An 18,668-nucleotide genomic window follows, 5' to 3' on the forward strand; every position below is an offset into this window, starting at 1 on the left:
GCCGTCCCGCTTCGGCCCGCGGTCGGCAAAGGTTGGGAAAACGCCTGGCGGTCCGGTCGGGGCCGGTGGGGGAGAGGGGCATCCTCACAGGTAGGAGTGGGTGGCGCCGGTGGCCGGAGCGCATCGGGTCTTCGGTGCGGGGGCGTGGCCGCCGGCTGGCACCACCCGGCCGGAGGTGCCCGATGACCACGAACGTCTTCGTCCTGGGGCTCGACGACCAGAACCGGGAGGTTCTGCTCTCGCTGCCCGCCGAGCGCGGATACCGCTTCCTCCAACTGCTCGACCTCGCCGAGATCGGCCAGGGCCGGCCGGTGGACCTGCCCGCGGTCCTGGCCCTGGCGGCGGGGAGGCTCGACTCCTTCGGGGAGGGGGTCGACGCGGTCATCGGGTTCTGGGACTTCCCGGTCAGCTCGCTGGTGCCGCTGCTGTGCCGGGGCCGGGGGCTGTCGTGCGCGCCCCTGGAAGCCGTCGTCCGGTGCGAGCACAAGTACTGGAGCCGTCTGGAACAGCGCGCCGTCATCCCCGAGGCCGTTCCCCGGTTCGCCGAGGTCGGCCTCGACGCCACGGCCAAACCGGAGGGGCTGTCCTACCCGTTGTGGGTCAAGCCGGTGAAGTCGTGCTCCTCCGAACTGGCCTTCCGCGCCGCCGACGACGACCAGTTCCGCGCGGCGATGGGCCGGATCAGGGCGGGCGCCGGGCGCTTCGGCACGTCCTTCCAGTGGGTGATGGACCTGCTGCGGCTGCCCCCGGAGGTGGCCGGGTGCGGGGGCACGGCCGCGCTGGCCGAGGAGGAGGCCACGGGCGACCAGCTCACCGTCGAGGGCTACGTCCGCCGGGGCGTTCCCCGCGTCTACGGGATCGTCGACTCCCACCGCTATCCGGGCACGTCCAGTTTCCTGCGCTACGAGTACCCGTCCACGGTGTCCGCAGAGGTCGGCGCGCGCCTGACCGAGCTGTCCGAACGGGTGATCTCCCGGATCGGCCTGGACGACGTCACCTTCAACATCGAGTACTTCCACGACCCGCGCAGCGGCGACGTCCGGCTCCTGGAGATCAACCCGCGCCACTCCCAGTCGCACGCACGGCTGTTCGAGCTGGTGCGCGGGGTGTCCAACCACGAGATCTGCCTGAGGGTCGCGTTGGGGGAGGAACCCGAGTTGGAGCGCGACGGGCGGTACGCGGTGGCCGCCAAGTGGCTCCTGCGCCGCTTCCGGGACGGCTTCGTCGCGGCGGTGCCCACCGCCGAGGACGTCGCGCGTGCGGAGAAGACGGCGCCGGGTACGAAGGTGGAGATCGTCGCGCGCCGGGGCCAGCGGCTCTCCGACCTGCCCCTCCAGGACAGCTACAGCTTCGAGCTGGCCCACGTGTTCGTGGGCGGCGGGGACGGTGCGGAGTGCGAGCGCAGGTACCGGGCCTGCGTCGCGGAGCTGCCCTTCACGATCCATGACACCGGTGACGTCCGACAGGAGGGGGTCCGCGGATGAGGACCGTCAGTGACCTGCCCCACCAGGTCCGCGAGGACGAGTACGTCCTGATCCCGATCAGCGACGGGGTCCGGCTCGCCGCGCGGATCTGGCGTCCGGTGGGGAGCGAGGAGGCCCCGGTGCCGGCGGTGCTGGAGTTCATCCCGTACCGCAGGCGCGACCTGACCGCGCAGCGCGACTCGGTGCACCACCCCTACACGGCCGGGCACGGGTACGCTTGCGCCCGCGTGGACCTGCGCGGCAGCGGCGACTCCGAGGGGGTGCTCACCGACGAGTACCTGGAACGCGAGCTCCTGGACGCGGAGGAGGTGCTGGCCTGGCTGGCCGGGCAGCCCTGGTGCGACGGCCGCACCGGGATGATGGGCATCTCCTGGGGCGGGTTCAACGCCCTCCAGGTCGCCGCGCGGCGACCGGAGAGCCTGCGGGCGATCGTGACGGCCTGCTCCACCGACGACCGCTACTCCGACGACGTGCACTACATGGGCGGGTGCCTGCTGGGGGACAACCTGTCGTGGGCCTCCACGATGTTCGCCTACAACTCCTGCCCGCCCGATCCGGAGCTGGTCGGTGAGCGCTGGCGCGACATGTGGCACGAGCGGCTGGACCGCAGCGGCCTGTGGCTCGACACCTGGCTGCGCCACCAGCACCGGGACGCTTACTGGAGGCACGGTTCGGTGGCCGAGGACCTGGACGCGATCCAGGTGCCCGTCATGGCCGTCAGCGGGTGGGCCGACGGTTACTCCAACTCGGTCTTCCGGCTGCTGGAGGGGCTGAGCGTCCCCCGTCTGGGGCTGCTGGGCCCCTGGTCGCACAAGTACCCGCACCTGGGTCAGCCCGGCCCCGCCATCGGCTTCCTCCAGGAGGTGGTGCGCTGGTGGGACCGCTGGCTCAAGGGCGTGGACAACGACGTGATGGACGCGCCCGTCCTGCGGGCCTGGATGCAGGAGAGCGTGGCGCCCTCCACCGCCTACGAGGCCCGGCCGGGGCGCTGGGTCGGTGAGCGGGAGTGGCCCTCGCCTCACGTCGTGCTGGTACCGCGCGACCTCGGCGCGGGCCGGGTGCTCGCGGAGGGGGAGCCCTCGGGCCGGGAGGACGTGCTGACCCTGTCCTCCCCGCTGTCCACCGGACAGCACGCGGGCAAGTGGTGTTCGTACAACGCCCCTCCGGACCTGCCCTACGACCAGCGCGAGGACGACGGCGGGTCCATCGTCTTCGACAGCGTGCCGCTTCCGCGGCGGTTGGAGATCCTGGGCTCGGCTGTGGTCGAACTCGAACTGGCGGTGGACCGGCCCGACGCGATGGTCGCGGTGCGGTTGTGCGACGTCACGCCCAAGGGGCAGGCCACGCGGGTGACCTACGGGCTGCTCAACCTCACCCACGCCCACGGCCACGAGAGGCCGCGCAAGCTCGTGCCGGGGCGCCGGTACCGCGTTTCGGTCCCCCTCAACGGTGTGGCCCAGGCCTTCCCGGCCGGGCACCGGGTGCGGGTCTCGGTCTCCACCTCCTACTGGCCGCTCGTGTGGCCCTCGCCCGAGCCGGTGACCCTCTCGGTGTTCCAGGGGGAGCACACCCGTGTGCTGCTGCCGGTGCGTCCGGTCGGGGGCGGCGGGCCGGGCGTGGCCGCCTTCGGCGAGCCCGAGGGCACCGCACCGATCGCGACGAGCCGGATCGTTCCGGGTGAGGAGCGGTGGGACCTGACCCAGGACCTCGTGCGCTACGGGGCCGCGCTGGAGGTGGTCAAGGATCTGGGGACGGTGCGCTTCGACGACATCGGCCTGGAGGTGACCCGTCGCGCGGAGGAGCGCTACAGCAGGGTCGGCGACGACCACGACTCGGTCCGCGGCGAGGCGGTGTGGACGATGGGCTTCGCCCGCGGCGACTGGTCCGTGCGGACCAGGACCCACACGGTGCTCACGTCCACGGCGACCGACTTCCACCTGCACGCGACGCTGGACGCCTACGAGGGCACGCGGCGGGTGGCCACCAAGATCTACACCTCGGTGATCCCGCGGGACCACGTCTGACCCGGGCGGGGACCGGTCGGGGGCTGCCCGCTCCCGCCGCCGCGGGCCCGGGGAGGAGTCGAGGCCCGTGACGCCTGTGCCGCCGGGGTGCGTCGGCCCCCGGTCGCGGCGCGGGCGCGGGGAGGGCGCTCACCCCCTCCCCGCGCCCGGCGTCGACGGGGGCGCTACTTGCCCAGGCCGGCGCGGCGCAGCGCCTCGGCCATCGCGCCCTGCGGGGCGGCGCCCTCGCGGTTGTCGCGGCCGCGTCCGCCGCCGTTGTTGCGACGACCACCGCCGCCGTTGTTGCCCCGGCGGCGGTCGTTGCCGCCGCGCTCCTCGCGGCCGCCCCGGCCGCCGCGTGCGGGCGCCTCGTCGTCCAGGCGCATGGTCAGGGAGATGCGCTTGCGCGGGATGTCGACTTCCTGGACCTTGACCTTCACGATGTCGCCCGGCTTGACCACGTCGCGCGGGTCCTCCACGAACTTGTACGACAGCGCCGACACGTGCACCAGGCCGTCCTGGTGCACGCCCACGTCCACGAACGCGCCGAACGCGGCCACGTTGGTGACCACGCCCTCCAGGAGCATGCCCGGGGCCAGGTCCTGGAGCTTCTCCACGCCCTCCTTGAAGGTGGCGGTGGTGAAGGCCGGGCGCGGGTCCCGGCCGGGCTTGTCCAGCTCGGCCAGGATGTCGGTGACCGTGGGCAGGCCGAAGGTGTCGTCCACGAAGTCCTGGGGGCGCACCCGCGACAGCACGTCCTTGTTGCCGATGAGTGAGGGCAGGTCCGTCCCCACGCGGTCCAGGATGCGCCGCACCACCGGGTAGGCCTCGGGGTGCACCGCCGAGGCGTCCAGCGGGTCGTCGCCGCCGGGCACCCGCAGGAAGCCCGCGCACTGCTCGAAGGCCTTGGGGCCCAGGCGCGGCACCGAGCGCAGCGCCTCGCGGGTGCGGAAGGGACCGTTGGCGTCGCGGTGCGCGACGATGTTGCGCGCCAGGGTGGAGGTCACGCCCGACACCCGGGTCAGCAGCGGCACCGACGCGGTGTTGACGTCCACGCCCACGCCGTTCACGCAGTCCTCGACCACCGCGTCCAGGGAGCGCGACAGCTTGGTCTCGGCCAGGTCGTGCTGGTACTGGCCGACCCCGATCGACTTGGGGTCGATCTTGACCAGCTCGGCCAGCGGGTCCTGGAGGCGGCGTGCGATGGAGGCGGCGCCGCGCAGCGACACGTCCAGGTCCGGCAGTTCCTCGGAGGCGTAGGCCGAGGCCGAGTACACCGACGCGCCCGCCTCCGACACCATCACCTTGGTGAGCTTGAGCTCGGGGTGGCGCTTGATCAGGTCGGCGGCGAGCTTGTCGGTCTCGCGGGAGGCGGTGCCGTTGCCGATCGCGACCAGTTCCACGGCGTGGGCGGCGCACAGCCCGGCCAGGCTGTGGACGGCGCCGTCCCAGTCGCGGCGGGGGGCGTGCGGGAAGACGGTGTCGGTGGCCACGACCTTGCCGGTGGCGTCGGTGACCGCGACCTTGACTCCGGTGCGCAGGCCCGGGTCCAGGCCCAGGGTGGCGCGGCTTCCGGCGGGGGCCGCCAGCAGCAGGTCGCGCAGGTTGGCGGCGAACACGTTCACGCCGTCGTCCTCGGCCCGCTGCCACAGCCGCATGCGCACGTCGATGTCCAGCCGCACCAGGATGCGGGTGCGCCAGCCCCAGCGCACGGTGTCCTGGAGCCAGCGGTCGGCCGGCCGACCGCGGTCCACGATCCCGAAGTGGTGGGCGATGGCGTTCTCGTAGCTGCTGCGGGGCGTGGTGCCGTCGGCGTTCTCGGCCGGGGCGTCCTCCGGCTCCAGGGTGAGGGTGAGGATCTCCTCCTTCTCGCCCCGGTACATGGCCAGCACGCGGTGGGAGGGCAGTTCGGTGAGCGGTTCGGAGAACGCGAAGTAGTCGGCGAACTTGGCGCCCGCCTCCTCCTTGCCCTCGCGCACGGCCGAGCCGAGTCGGCCCCTCTCCCACAGCCGCTCGCGCAGGAGGCCGGTGAGGTCGGCGTCCTCGGCGAAGCGCTCCACCAGGATGGCGCGGGCCCCGTCCAGGGCGGCCTTGACGTCGGCCACCTCCTTGTCGGGGTCGACGTAGGCCGCGGCGGCCTCCTGGGGGTCCTGGCCGGGGTCGGCCAGCAGCCCCTCGGCCAGCGGTTCGAGCCCCGCCTCGCGGGCGATCTGGGCCTTGGTGCGCCGCTTGGGCTTGTAGGGGAGGTAGATGTCCTCCAGGCGGGCCTTGGAGTCGGCCGCGTGGATGCTGGCCTCCAGCGCCTCGTCCAGCTTGCCCTGGGAGCGGATGGACTCCAGGATCGCGGTCCGGCGCTCGGCCAGCTCGCGCAGGTAGCGCAGGCGCTCCTCCAGGGCGCGCAGCTGGGCGTCGTCCAGCGCTCCGGTGACCTCCTTGCGGTAGCGGGCGATGAAGGGCACGGTCGATCCGCTGTCGAGCAGGTCGACGGCGGCGGTGACCTGGTGCGCGCCCACTCCGAGTTCCTCGGCGATGCGCTGGTCGATCGTGGGTGTCACAGGCGTCGTCACTGGTTAAACGTCCACTCTCTGGCTGTTCGGTGCGGGGACATTCTGGTGGCGGGGGAGGACATTGTCATCCCGTCGGCCCCGTGTCCCAGGTTCGCGCACTGTGGCGGTGGTCTCGCACGGGTCCCCGCGCGGGGAGCGGCGGACGCGGCGCGGGGTCCTCGACGGGTCGGTTTCGCAAAGAACGGGGTGGAACGGTCCCCGTGCGGGGGGCCGGTCTCTGCGGTCGAAGGCGAGGGGCGGCGGTCGGAGGCGGTCGGGAGGGACGGAACCCGGGGGTGGCGGCGCCCGGGCTCCCTGCTTCCAGGAAAGCGGAAGGGGCCGGTCCGCGCCAGCCCCCGTCACCGCCTGTGGACGACCGCGCCGCGCCCCCGCCGACGGGCACGGGACGCTCCCGCGCCCGGTCAGCCGTCGGTCTCGTTGAGGTAGTCGGGGGCGTAGTACTCGTCGAGGGGGAGCGGGCCCCGGTAGCCCTGGCACATGCACTGGCGGTAGGTGGAGCTGGCCTGCCCGGTCCAGCGGCCGGGGATGACCACCTGGGTCTGGCACCTCTTGTTCTGCTGGTCGTGGAAGACCAGGTGGTGGCCGCAGCCGCAGAGGGGCTGGGGGTTCTGCGGTGTGCCCAGGACCCGGGCCTGCTCCTGCCTGCGCTGCTGGTCGAGCGCCGCCCGCGTCTGGCGTTTGGTCAGCAGGCGGCCGAACAGGAACCCGCCGAGAGCGATCGTGGCTCCGAAGACCATGGAGACCGGGTCCATCCGGCGACACCTCATTCCTTGAGCCGGAACCCGCCCCGGAGCCCGGGGCGTACGTCCTCCATTGTCGCCCATGAAGGGCTTCCGGTGGCGGGGAGGTTCCTCTCCCGCGCTCCTGTCGACGGGTGACGGCTGGGCGCCCGAAAGTAATGCAAAGAAAGCTATGCACGTATCTCTTTGCAAAGAAAACTTTGCCTTACGGTGGTGGCACCCCCGAACACAGGAGAACCCCGATGGCCACCGAACCCTCCGCCGCGCCGCCGCGCACCGAACGCCTCGGCGGGCTCTTCCACCGCTTCTGGGCGGCCGGAACCCTCACCAACCTCGGCGACGGCATGCTCGCCACCGCCCTGCCGCTGATCGCCGCCACCCTCACCCACGACCCGCTCGCCGTCTCCGGGCTGGTGGTGGCGCGCTTCCTGCCCTGGCTGCTCGTCGCGCCGTTCGCGGGCGTGCTGCTGGACCGGGTCGACCGCCTCCGCGCCATGACGGTCTCCAGCACGGTCGCCGCGATCGCGGTCACCGCACTGGCCGTGCTGATCGCCACCGGCGGCGCCACCCTGTGGGCCCTGTACGCCACGATCTTCGTGGTGATCTGCTGTGAGACGGTCACCGACCCCGTCACCCGGATCACCGTGTCGCGGATCGTGCCCGGACGCCTGCTGGACCGCGCCAACAGCAGGCTGGAGGGCGGCCGCCTGGTCGCCCAGGACTGTGTGGCCACCCCCGTCGCCGGTGTGCTCTTCGCGGTCGCCGCCGCCCTGCCCGTGGCAGGGACGGCCCTGTCCTACGCCCTGTGCGCCGTGCTCGTGGTGACCGTCGCCCTCACGTTGCGGCGCGTTCCCGTCCCGGCCGAGTCCACCGACGCCACGGAGGGGGACGAGGGCACGGAGTCCGGACAGGGCGTCCTGCGCTCCCTGCGGGAGGGCTTCGCCTACGTCTTCGGCCGACCGCTGACCCGGGGCCTGGCCTTCAACAACGCCGGGTCCATGATCGGTATCCAGATGGCCACCTCGGTGCTGGTCCTCTACGCCCAGAAGGCGTTGGGCGTTCCCGAGGCCCTGTACGGGCTCTTCATGGCGTCGATCGCGGTCGGCGGTGTCCTGGGCTCCGTGCTCGCCGCCCGGCTCGTCGCGGGCCTCGGCCGCAGGGCGGTCATGATGGGCGGCTACCTGGGGATGGGGGCGTGCTTGTTGGCGGTGGGCCTGGTGCCCAACGCCTGGTCCGCCGCCCTCGCCTGGGGGCTGATGGGACTGTTCCTGACGGTGACCAACGTGTCCGGTTCCCTCTTCTTCCAGGCCGTGGTCCCCTCCCGCGTGCGCGGCCGGGCGGCCGCCGCCTTCCGCATGGTGGGGTGGGGGCTGTCCCCGGTCGGCGCGCTGCTGGGCGGTCTGCTGGGCCGGATCGACCTCGCCCTGCCCTTCCTGGTCGGCGGGCTGGTCGTGGTGGTCACGCCCCTGGTCTTCCGCAGGTCCGTCGCCGAGTGCGCGCGGCTGTCCGACGAGGCCGCCGCGTCCGCCGCCGGCGACCGCTGACTCCGCCGCACCCAAGGAGGGCGACTCGTGGGCCAGCGGCGCCAAGAAGGCGTTGCGGCGAACTGTTCGCGGAAGCGCGCCCCCAGTACGGTGAGGGCCATGACCGACGACGCCGACGTCCCCGCCGACTCCCACCAGCAGATGCGGGTCAGCGCCCAGGCCCTGCGGGGCCTGGCCCACCCCCTGCGGGCCCGCCTGCTGGACGAGCTCAGGCTCAACGGCCCGGCCACCGCCACCATCCTGGGCCAGCGCTTGGGGGAGAGCAGCGGCGCCACCAGCTACCACCTGCGTCAACTCTCGCGCTACGGGTTCATCGACAACGAACCGGGACGCACGGGCGGACGCGAGCGCTGGTGGCGGATGCGGCCCGGCGGCTGGAGCATGTCCGGGCACGAGTTCCTGAGCAACCCCGAGACCCGGATCGCCGCCCAGGCCGTCCTCGGCCGTCTCTACCAGCAGAAGCAGAAACGGTTCCGGGACTGGACCGCACTGGTCTCCGACAGTCCCGACCTGCCCGCGGTGCGCAGGTGGAAGGACGCCGCCAACGACTCCACCAGCCACGCCCGGATGACCCCGGGTGAGGCGGCCGAGTTCGCCGACGCGCTCAACGACTTCCTCGGCTCGTGGGGGAGGCGCTTCCAGGGGCGGACCCCCGAGAGCCACCCCGACACCGACGTCGTCCAGGTGGACACCGCACTCTTCCCGGTCCTGCCCGAGGCCGAGGGCAGGTCGGAGGGGAGCGCCGCCGAACGGGACTGACCGCCCCGACGACCCTCCCTCAGGCCTCGCGCAGCTTCTTGAGCGCGGCCACGTCGGCGGCGTGCGGACCGGCCGGGCCCGGGGTCTCCAGGATCAGCGGCACACCGGCGCTCACCGGGTGGCGGAACAGTTCGCCGAACGGCTCCGCGCCGATGTGCCCGGCGCCGATGTTCTCGTGCCGGTCCTTGCAGCTGCCGCACGCGGCCTTGGAGTCGTTGCAGTGCACGACCCCCAGCCGGTCGGCGCCGACCGCCTCGCCGAACCGGTCCAGGGCCGCTCGCATGCCCTCCACCGTGGAGATGTCGTGCCCGGCGGCGAACATGTGCGCGGTGTCCAGGCACACGCCCACGCGCGGGTGCCACTCCAGCACCTCCAGGTAGGCGGCCAGGTCGTCGATGGTCGCGCACAGCACCTGGCCCTGACCGGCCATCGGCTCCAGCAGCACCGGCGGGACGTCCTCGCCCAGCCTCTCCAGCAGCGGCATCAGCCGTTCACGGGTGCGCGACAGGCCCGCCTCGCGCCCGCCGGAGACGGCCGAACCGGTGTGCACGACCACCCCCAGCGCGTCGATCTGGGCCGAGCGGCGCAGCGCGTGCTCCAGGGAGCGCACCGACTTCTCGGCGGTCTCCTCACTGGGGGTGCCCAGGTTGATCAGGTAGGGGGCGTGCACGAACACGGGCAGGTCGACGCGCTCGCGCATCCGCGCGTCCTGCGCGGGGTCTCCGCCGTTGGTCGCCCACCCGCGCGGGTTGGACACGAAGACCTGGACCGCCTCCGCGCCGATCTCCTCGGCGTAGGCCAGGCCCTTGTCCGCCATGCCTCCCGCGACCGGGACGTGTGCGCCGACCGGGGACGGGGGTCGCTGCTGCTCGCTCTTCTCCATAGCCCAACCAGCCTAGAGGCCGGTCGGAGCCGTCGGTCCGTGCCGGTGCTCACACCGGTCCGCCCGCCCGGGACGGCTGGGCGTCCCCGAGCTGTCCCTCCGCGCTTCGCGGGTCAGCGTGCGCGGCCGGGCCGCCGCTCCCGTGGAAGGTCGTCCGGCGGGGGCCGCGGTGCTGCGCGGCCGGTGCCGCCGCCGGGAGCGTTCACCGCTCCCGGCGGCGGGTTCGGCGCGGGTCGCGCCCCGGTCACCAGCCCCCGGGCGGGATCGGCCGGTTGGAGTGGAACACCGCGCGCGGGTCGTACCCGGCCTTGACCCGGGCTAGCCGCGCGCGGTCGTCCTCGTCGAAGACCTCGCGGACCTCGTCCTCCTCCATCGGCCCGAATCCCAGCGTGAACGAGCGGCCCACCGCGTGCGGCCCGAACAGCGCCGCGGCCCGCTCGCGCAGGTCGCGCATCCCCTCGGTGTCCCCGGTATCGGCGAAGGTCAGCACCGTCAGCGCGTAGGCGGCGTTCCGCCGCCCGACGGCGTTGGCGACCCGCGGCTTCCGGGCCAGCGCCCCGCCCAGGTGGCGCAGCCAGACCACGCAGAAGAACGGCGCCCCGCCCGTCATCCGGGTCAGTTCGGCCAGCGCCTCCGCGTCCAACCGGTCCACCAGCACGCTGCGGCCGCGGAACCCCGCCCGGTCACGGTGCTCGTCGAAGACCGCGCCCGACTCGCCGTAGGGCATCTCGCGCAGGGTGTCCGCCAGTACCGGGGCGGCCGAGCGCAGCGGCTCCACCACCTTCTCCCCCTCCTCCGGGGAACCCGACCAGGCCACCGACACCTGGGCCACCTGGCGGCCGCGCATCGCCTCGGGCACGCCCTCCATGTCCGGGTAGACCATCGCGGAGACCCCCGAGGTCATCTCCTCGGGCGCCGACTCGGCCCACCGCCGCCAGGCCTCCAGCGCCCCCGGTTCCGCTCCGGCGTCCAGGAGCAGGCTCCCGCCGTAGATCCGCGAGACCGGGAACAGGTCGATCTCCATGCCGGTGACCACGCCGAACGCGCCCGCGCCGCCGCCGCGCACCGCCCAGAACAGGTCCGGCTCGCCCTCCTCGGTGACCTGCCGCAGGCGGCCGTCGGCGGTGACCAGGTCCACGCGCCGCACGTGGTCGGCGGCGAACCCGTACCGGCGGGCCAGCAGCCCCACGCCGCCGCCGAGCGTGTAGGAGACCGCGCCCACGGCGGGGGAACTGCCCGACAGGGGAGCCAACCCGTGCTCGGCGGCCGCGTCGAGCACCGTCTGCCAGGTGGCCCCGGCCTCCACCCACGCCGTGCCGCGGTCGGGGTCCACCCGAACCCCGTCCATGCGGTGGGTGGCGAGCAGGACGCCGCCCGCCATGCCCGCGCCGAGCCCGTGCCCGGTCAGCTGGGCCGTCACCCGCAGGCCCCGTTCCGAGGCCCAGGCGACGGCGGCGCGCACGTCCCGGGCGTCGACCGGCTCCACCACGACGTCGGGCCGGTGCCGGTCCAGCAGCTGCGTTCCGGTGCGGGCCCCGTCGTAGGCGTCGGTTCCGGGCGCGTGCACCGGTCCGCCCACCCGCCGGGCCAGCTCCCGCATCGTGTCCGTGTCGCTCATCGTGCTCTTGGTGCCCGTGTTCTCGTTCATGCCGGCCACCGTAGGAACCCACGCGGTCACAACGTGGCCGCGATCTCTGGCAGTCTGCGTTCATGGGCGAGTCCGTACGCCGGGAGATGCCGCAGCGACTGCTGCGGCTGCTGTCCCTGCTCCAGGTCCGGCGCGAGTGGAGCGGCGCGGAGCTCACCGAGCGGCTCGGCGTCAGCGCCCGCACCCTGCGCCGCGACGTCGAACGGCTCCGCGGGCTCGACTACCAGGTGGAGGGCACGCCCGGCGTGGCGGGCGGCTACCGCCTGGCCTCCGGACGGGACCTGCCCCCGCTGCTGCTGGACGACGACGAGGCCGTGGCGATCGCCCTGGGCCTGGCCACCGCCACCGGGTTCCAGGACAGCGCGCTGCGCGCCCTGGCCAAGCTCGAACGCGTCCTGCCAGCCCGCCTGCGCCCCCGGCTGGCCGCCGTGGGCGGTGCCACCAGCGCGGTGCCCCACCCCGACGTCCCCGGTGTGGACCCCTCCGTCCTGGGGGTGCTGGCCTCCTCCTGCCGCGACCTCGCCGTCACCGACTTCGACTACCGCGACCGGGAGGGCAACGTCCGCGGGCGCCGGGTCGAGCCGCACCACCTGGTCTCCCACGGCGGGCACTGGTACCTGATCGCGCACGACACCGACCGCGACGACTGGCGCACCTTCCGGGTGGACCGGGTCGGCGGCCCGCGCCCCACGCACCGTCGCTTCGAGCCGAGGCCGCTGCCCGCGCCCGACCCGGCGGCCTTCCTCACCCGCCTGTTCGCCGCGGGCGTCTACAGCCACACCGCGCACCTGACCCTGGAGCTGTCCGCCGAGGCCTTCCTCAGCCGCTTCCACGGCCCCCTGCCCGGCCGGGTCGAGCCGCTGGACGACCAGCGCTGCCGGATCCGGATCAGCGCGGACTCCCTCGACCTGGTGTGCCAGTACACGGCGGCGGCCCTGGCCCTGGGCGTCCCCTTCACGCTGGACGCCCCGCCCGGGGTCGCCGAGCGCCTGCGGAACGTCGGCGCGCGCCTGTCCCGCCCGTGAACCGCAACCGCCCGTGGCCCGCGACCGGCCGCGGGAGCGCTAGGGTCGGGGCCGTGAACACCGATTCCGCGCACCTGACCCTGTCCGACGTGACCGCCGCCTTCGAGCGGGTCTACCCGCCCGCGTGGGCCGCCTCCTGGGACGCGGTCGGGCTGGTGGCGGGCGACCCCGCGCAACGGGTCGCGCGGGTGCTGTTCGCAGTCGACCCGGTCGACGCGGTCGTCGACGAGGCCCTGACCTGGGGCGCCGACCTGATCATCACCCACCACCCGCTGATGCTGCGCGGTGTCACCAGCGTGGCCGCCGACACCCCCAAGGGGCGGATCGTGCACCGGCTCATCCGGTCGGGAACCGCCCTGTACACCGCGCACACCAACGCCGACACCGCCTCGCCCGGCGTATCCGACGCCCTGGCCCGCGCGGTCGGCGTCACCGGGCCGCTGCGGCCCCTGGACCCCGACGCCACCGACCCCGAGGGGCGCCGCGGCATCGGCCGGATCGGCGCCCTGGACCGGCCGGTGCTCCTGCGCGAGTTCGCCGAGCTGGTGGTCCGCGGGCTGCCCGCCACCGCCGCCGGGATCCGCGTCGCGGGGGACCCGGACCGCCTCGTGAGCACCGTCGCGGTGTCCGGGGGAGCGGGGGACTCCCTGCTCGGCGCGGCCCGGGCCGCCGACGTGGACGTGTTCGTCACCTCCGACCTGCGCCACCACCCCGCCTCGGAGTTCGTGGAGAACCCGGGCGGTCCCGCCCTGGTCGACACCGCCCACTTCGCCAGCGAGTGGCCCTGGCTGGCCGACGGTGCGCGCCACCTGGTCGACGCACTCGGGCGCGCGGGCGGCCCGGATGGGGCTAACGTGGAGGTCCGCGTCTCGACGACGGTCACGGACGCCTGGTCACAGGCCGTCTCGCACGTCTGACAGAGACCACGGGCCCCGCGGGACCGCCGACCAAACTGCACAGAGTAGAGCGCGGGCGGCGTACTCGCCCTCCCCAGCCATCACAGGAGACGTCACACGTGAAAGCCGAACCCGCCGCACAGGCCAGACTCCTCACCCTCCAGGACCTGGACACCGACCTCCAGCGCCTGGACCACCGGGCGCGCACCCTGCCCGAGGTCGCCGAGGCGGCCCGGCTCAAGGAGCGGGTGGACCAGATCGACAGCGAGCTGATCACCGCGCAGACCGGGGTCTCCGACGTCGAACGCCAGCAGCGCAAGGCCGAGAGCGACGTCGACCAGGTGCGCACGCGCGCCGACCGGGACGCCAAGCGCCTGGAGTCCGGGCAGATCACCAACGCCAAGGAACTCCAGAACCTCCAGTCGGAGATCACCTCGCTGGGCCGCCGCCAGGCCGAGCTGGAGGAGATCGTCCTGGAGGTGATGGAGCGCGCCGAGGAGCTCAACGCCGCTGTGGCCCGCCTGACCGCCGAGCGCGAGCGCGTCGTGGCCGAGCACACCGAGGTCGTGGCCCGCCGCGACACCGCCGCCGCCGAGATCCAGTGGGACCGCACCCGGGCCACCCAGGACCGCGAGCGCGTGGCCGGGGAGATCCCCGCCGACCTGCTCGCCCTCTACGACAAGATGCGCGCCCAGTACGGCGGTGTGGGCGCCGCGCCGCTGCGCTACGGCCGCTGCGGGGGCTGCAAGCTCGCGCTGAGCACCGTCGAGCTCAACGAGATCCGCGCCCAGGCCGCCGACGAGGTCGTGCGCTGCGAGGACTGCCGCCGCATCCTGGTCCGCACCGAGGAGTCGGGGCTGGGCGGCCGGACCGAGCAGTGAGCACCGGCTGGGGGGCGCCGCCCGACACCGCACCGACCCGGCTCGTCCTGCTGCGGCACGGGCAGACGCCGCTGTCGGTGGAGCGCCGTTTCGCGGGCCGGGGCGACATCCCGCTGACCGGGGACGGGCACGCGCAGGCCAGGGCGGTCGCGCGCCGCCTGGCCCCGCGGCCCTTCGACGCGGTGGTGTCCTCCCCGCTGCGCCGCACCAGGGACACCGCGGCGTACGCGGCCGAGGCGCTCGGGCTGGCGGTGGAGATCGACGAGGGGTTCGTCGAGACCGACTTCGGCGACTGGGAGGGGATGACGTTCGCCGAGGCACGGGCGCAGGCCCCGGCCGCGGTGGACGGTTGGCTGGCCGACCCGGAGACGGCGCCGCCCGGCGGGGAGAGCTTCGCCGCGGCCTCGCGCAGGGTGGCCGCCGCCCGCCGGGACCTGGTCGAGCGGCACCGGGGGCGCACCGTCCTGTTGGTCACCCACGTGACCCCCATCAAGGCGCTGGTGCAGCAGGCCCTGCTCGCCCCGCTGGAGGCGCTGTACAGGATGCACCTGGACACCGCTTGCCTGACCGAGGTGGACGTGTTCGCCGACGGGCCCATGGTGGTGCGCTCCCTCAACGACACCGCCCACCTGGAGTGAGGTCCCGAGGGGGAGCGGGGCCGCCGCGGCGGGCGTAGAATGGGCGGCGAGGGGAGTCGGCCAGGCGGTCGCGGACCGCGCCTGGTGCGCGTGTTCGAGGAAAGTCCGGACTCCACAGGGCAGGGTGGTCGGCAACACCGACCCGGGGCGACCCGCGGGACAGTGCCACAGAAAGCAGACCGCCACCGCTCGCGGTGGTAAGGGTGAAACGGTGGTGTAAGAGACCACCAGCGGCCGGAGTGATCCGGTCGGCTCGGTAAACCCCACCCGGAGCAAGGTCAAAAAGGGAGCCTTCGGGTTCCCGCGCGGATGTTCGAGGGCGGCCCGCCCGAGTCCGCGGGTAGACCGCACCGAGGCCGTCGGCAACGGCGGTCCCAGATGGATGGCCGCCCGGTTCCTCGGAACCGACAGAATCCGGCTTACCGGCCGACTCCCCCTCACACACCCTCCTGACCAGCGGCGCAGCGCGGGGGAGACGGCCGTATTCGCTCCCCGTCTGCTCTGAGGGACCACCCGGACCGCAGGAGCGGAACGGTGGGGCCCACCCGTGGTGTTGCGGCGGCGCGGCCCCCGGGCGCGGTGCCGGAGGCCGCGGCCCCCGCGTGTCGGCGGGTCGGCCCGGAGCCCAGGGGCAGCTCCTGGGGCACGGGTACAGTCCTACAGCCCGCCGGTGATGGCCCCGTGCCCGTGGGCACCGATAGATTGGCCCCTGCGCTCCCTACCCCGGGCGAACTCCGGAGCGCGTACGCCCGTGGGCCGACGTCCGGGGTCGGACCCAGCGGGCATCCGCGTTCACGGGAATGGGTGACTCTTGTTCGACTCCACCGCCTTCTGGGTGGCTCTCTTCGGTCTGCCGGTCGTGGCCATCGTGGTGATCGTCCTGCTCGCCTCCTACCAGGCCTCAGGCGTTCAGCAGGACGGACGCGACGACGCGCCCGACGAGGACTCCTCCACCAGCTGATCCCCGTGGTCCGCATCCGTCCTAGGGTGGGGCACGGGGTCGTTCACGTCCTGGACGTCCTGCACGGGGACGAACTCCCCCGTTCCGGCGTCCAGGAGGTGCACCCTCGCCGTCTCCAGGTCGTAGTACATCCCCGTCAGGGTCAGTTCGTCGGCCTCCACCCGTTCGCGGACCGCCGGGTAGCTCATGAGGTTGCCGATCTGCTCCTCCACGTTGGCCTGGGACAGCCGGCGCAGCGCCTCCGCGACGGGCAGGCCCGTCAGGGCGCCGGACTCCCCGCCAGCCCGCGCCAGGCTCTCCGAGCCGTTGGACAGCCAGCCGCGCAGGTGCGAGGTCTGTACCTCACCGGGTTCGAGGTGAGCCTTGTCCATCAGCGCCTGCATCGCGCCGCAGTGCGAGTGGCCGCACACCACGATCGAGGGCACCCGCAGCACGTTCACCGCGTACTCGATCGCCGCGCCCACCGACTGGTCGTCGGTGGCCTCACGCGGAGGCACCAGGTTGCCGATGTTGCGGACGGTGAACAGGTCGCCGGGCCCGCTGGCGGTGATGAGGTTGGGCACCACGCGCGAGTCGGCGCAGGTGATGAACAGCGCGGTCGGGTTCTGGCCGTGCGAGAGGCGGCTCATCACCGACCGCATCCGGCCGGCCGTGCTGGAGTGGTACTCGCGGGCGCCGGCCGACAGCAGGCCCAGCGCGTTCACCTCGCGCTCGCCGTCACCGCGCATGTCCCAGGGCGCCCACCAGCGGGCCAGGCCGCCGGGCGCGGTCTTGGCGGCGGGCGCGGACCGGTTGGAGCTGTGCGTGTACCACTTCTCGTGCACCTCGTCGATGTCGACGCTGCCGCCGGTGCGCTCGTGGTCCACCCGCCAGGCGTGGATGGCCTCGAAGGCGGCGTGGTCCATGAAGTCCACGTGCAGGTCCAGGTCGACCCGTGAGCCCGCGGGGACGGTGCGCAGCACGTGCGCGAGCCGGGGCACGCCCAGGAAGGTGAGCGAGCCGTGCACGGTGATGTGCACCCGGCTGTCGCGTTCCTCGGTGGTCACGGTCAGCTTGGTGAGCCTGCGCAGGGAGACGATCATGGCCAGTCCGAAGCCGATGAACACGCCCTCCAGCAGCCCCAGGAACACCACGCCGAACAGGGTCACCAGGTAGACGCTGGCCTCGTGGTGGCGGCGCAGGTCGCGCAGGTGGGCGATCGAGACCATCTGCACGCCGATGAACACCAGCAGCGCCGCGAGCGCGGGCATCGGGATCAGCTCGACCACGTGCGCGAACAGGGCGACGAACAGCAGGATCCACACGCCGTGCAGGATGGTCGAGAGCGGGCTGCGCGCTCCGGCCCGCACGTTGGTGGTGCTGCGCACGATCACACCGGCCACCGGCAGCCCGCCCAGGGCGCCGCTGATGGTGTTGGCCGCGCCCTGGCCGCACAGTTCGCGGTTGAGCATCACCCGGCGGCCGCTGTGCATGCGGTCCACGGCGATCGCGGCGAGCAGGGACTCGACGCTGGCGACCATGGCCACGGCGGCCACGCTCAGGGCGATGCCGTCCCACTGTCCGGCCTCGGGCAGCATCGGGCCGTTCCAGGCGTCGGCGAAGGAGCCGGGCAGGACGACTGTCTGCACCTGCCAGCCGCTCGTGGTGGAGATGAGGGTCGCGGTGCCCACGGCGACCAGCGCGGCGGGCACCACGGCGGGCCGCAGCCGCCCGATGGAGGGCAGCTTGTTCCAGGTGAACATGATCGCGATGGTGATGACGCCGACCGCGACGGCCGGGGTGTGGTTGTTGGCGATCTGGTGGGGCAGGTCGGCGATGTTGGCCACCGCCGAGCTCTGCGGCTCCCCGCCCAGGACCACGTGCAGCTGGGCCAGGGCGATGGTGGCGCCGACCCCGGCGAGCATGCCGTGCACCACGGCGGGGGAGACGGCCAGGGCGGCCCGGGCGATGCGGAAGGCGCCGAGGGCGAGCTGGACCAGCCCGGCCAGCAGGGTGATCAGGCAGGTCACCCGCCAGCCGTAGGTCATGACCAGGTCGGCGACGATGATGGTCAGACCGGCGGCGGGGCCGCTGACCTGGACCACGGATCCGCCGACGAGTCCGGCGACGATCCCGCCGACCACGGCGGCGATGATCCCGGCGATGAGGGGGGCGCCGGAGGCGACGGCGATCCCCAGGGACAGGGGGACGGCGACCAGGAAGACCACCAGTGAGGCGCCGACGTCGGCGGCGATCCCCCTGCGGCGGTCGGAACGTTGCCCGGGTGGGGCCGTGGGCGACCTCTCGGGCGTGACTCCCTGGGCGTCGTTGCGCATGGTTACTCCGTTCGGGTTGGACCAGGCAAGTGATGCGTGGGCGCACGGGGACTGCGGTGTTCGGATCGGGGGGCGTGCGTGGAGACGCGGGACGAGAGGACGTTCCTGAGGGTGTCCTTCGCGCTACCAACTGTAGCCAGTATCCGCCACGGAGTGTTACGGTCTGTGGTTCGCTTGGTAACCATTTTCCTGTCTTCACATGTCCTGAGGACAAACCCGGACAGAGAAAACCCCGAGGTGGTGGGTTCGTCCACCGCCTCGGGGTGTGAAGTGATGTACCTCTCGTGCGACCAGGGGGCCGGAAAAGGGGCGCTACCGCGTGTT

General features: G+C 73.4%; 14 protein-coding genes and 1 other RNA gene. 10 read left to right on the top strand and 5 right to left on the bottom strand.

The window, feature by feature from the left end:
- The first annotated feature begins 182 nt into the window (after nt 1-182).
- Together KGD83_RS11030 and KGD83_RS11035 are read left to right on the top strand one after the other, a co-directional pair.
- Complete coding sequence (locus KGD83_RS11030; RefSeq protein ID WP_212643681.1) at nt 183-1,484, top strand: ATP-grasp domain-containing protein; 1,302 nt, start codon at nt 183-185, stop codon at nt 1,482-1,484.
- Complete coding sequence (locus KGD83_RS11035; protein WP_212643682.1) at nt 1,481-3,508, top strand: CocE/NonD family hydrolase; 2,028 nt, start codon at nt 1,481-1,483, stop codon at nt 3,506-3,508. Before KGD83_RS11030 ends, KGD83_RS11035 begins: the two co-directional genes overlap by 4 nt.
- Before the next feature lie 164 nt (nt 3,509-3,672).
- Here KGD83_RS11035 and KGD83_RS11040 read toward each other — a convergent pair whose 3' ends face one another.
- The gene (locus KGD83_RS11040; protein ID WP_212643683.1) at nt 3,673-6,042 is read right to left on the bottom strand and encodes a Tex family protein; all 2,370 of its coding nucleotides are present in this window, start codon (nt 6,040-6,042) and stop codon (nt 3,673-3,675) included.
- Nucleotides 6,043-6,455: 413 nt separating this feature from the next.
- Entirely contained in the window at nt 6,456-6,806 is a 351-nt protein-coding gene (locus tag KGD83_RS11045) for a hypothetical protein (protein WP_212643684.1), read from the bottom strand.
- A gap of 230 nt (nt 6,807-7,036) precedes the next feature.
- Here KGD83_RS11045 and KGD83_RS11050 point away from each other — a divergent pair, with 230 nt between their 5' ends.
- Nucleotides 7,037-8,338, top strand: coding sequence for an MFS transporter (locus tag KGD83_RS11050; protein ID WP_212643685.1), 1,302 nt, complete (start codon nt 7,037-7,039; stop codon nt 8,336-8,338).
- 99 nt (nt 8,339-8,437) lie between these two features.
- Nucleotides 8,438-9,097 (top strand): winged helix-turn-helix domain-containing protein, encoded by a 660-nt coding sequence (locus KGD83_RS11055; protein WP_212643686.1) that lies wholly within the window; start codon nt 8,438-8,440, stop codon nt 9,095-9,097.
- Nucleotides 9,098-9,116: 19 nt separating this feature from the next.
- Here the strand turns inward: KGD83_RS11055 and KGD83_RS11060 are convergent, their stop codons facing one another.
- Complete coding sequence (locus KGD83_RS11060; RefSeq protein WP_212643687.1) at nt 9,117-9,980, bottom strand: deoxyribonuclease IV; 864 nt, start codon at nt 9,978-9,980, stop codon at nt 9,117-9,119.
- A 244-nt stretch (nt 9,981-10,224) separates the two neighbouring features.
- On the bottom strand, nt 10,225-11,628 hold the full coding sequence (locus tag KGD83_RS11065) for an FAD-binding oxidoreductase (protein ID WP_212643688.1): 1,404 nt from the start codon (nt 11,626-11,628) through the stop codon (nt 10,225-10,227).
- A gap of 62 nt (nt 11,629-11,690) precedes the next feature.
- On the opposite strand from KGD83_RS11065, the gene KGD83_RS11070 reads away from it, so the two are divergent.
- From KGD83_RS11070 to KGD83_RS11095, 6 genes are all read left to right on the top strand, one after another.
- A complete protein-coding gene (locus tag KGD83_RS11070) occupies nt 11,691-12,653 on the top strand; it encodes a helix-turn-helix transcriptional regulator (RefSeq protein ID WP_212643689.1) in 963 nt (320 codons plus the stop codon).
- Nucleotides 12,654-12,706: 53 nt separating this feature from the next.
- Nucleotides 12,707-13,570 carry a Nif3-like dinuclear metal center hexameric protein gene (locus tag KGD83_RS11075; RefSeq protein ID WP_212643690.1) on the top strand — a complete coding sequence of 288 codons (864 nt, stop codon included), beginning with the start codon at nt 12,707-12,709 and terminating at the stop codon, nt 13,568-13,570.
- A gap of 98 nt (nt 13,571-13,668) precedes the next feature.
- Nucleotides 13,669-14,430, top strand: a complete 762-nt coding sequence (locus tag KGD83_RS11080) for a zinc ribbon domain-containing protein (protein WP_212643691.1) — start codon at nt 13,669-13,671, stop codon at nt 14,428-14,430.
- The gene (locus KGD83_RS11085) at nt 14,427-15,068 is read left to right on the top strand and encodes a histidine phosphatase family protein (protein ID WP_212643692.1); all 642 of its coding nucleotides are present in this window, start codon (nt 14,427-14,429) and stop codon (nt 15,066-15,068) included. Before KGD83_RS11080 ends, KGD83_RS11085 begins: the two co-directional genes overlap by 4 nt.
- A 52-nt stretch (nt 15,069-15,120) precedes the next feature.
- Nucleotides 15,121-15,506, top strand: an RNA gene (gene rnpB / locus KGD83_RS11090) — RNase P RNA component class A.
- 373 nt (nt 15,507-15,879) lie between these two features.
- Nucleotides 15,880-16,029, top strand: coding sequence for a hypothetical protein (locus KGD83_RS11095; protein ID WP_013153920.1), 150 nt, complete (start codon nt 15,880-15,882; stop codon nt 16,027-16,029).
- Here KGD83_RS11095 and KGD83_RS11100 read toward each other — a convergent pair.
- Nucleotides 15,978-18,344, bottom strand: coding sequence for a SulP family inorganic anion transporter (locus KGD83_RS11100; RefSeq protein ID WP_212643693.1), 2,367 nt, complete (start codon nt 18,342-18,344; stop codon nt 15,978-15,980). The two genes, KGD83_RS11095 and KGD83_RS11100, sit on opposite strands and share 52 nt — an antisense overlap.
- Nucleotides 18,345-18,668: the final 324 nt, after the last annotated feature.

This window comes from Nocardiopsis akebiae (assembly GCF_018316795.1).
Taxonomy (GTDB): domain Bacteria; phylum Actinomycetota; class Actinomycetes; order Streptosporangiales; family Streptosporangiaceae; genus Nocardiopsis; species Nocardiopsis dassonvillei.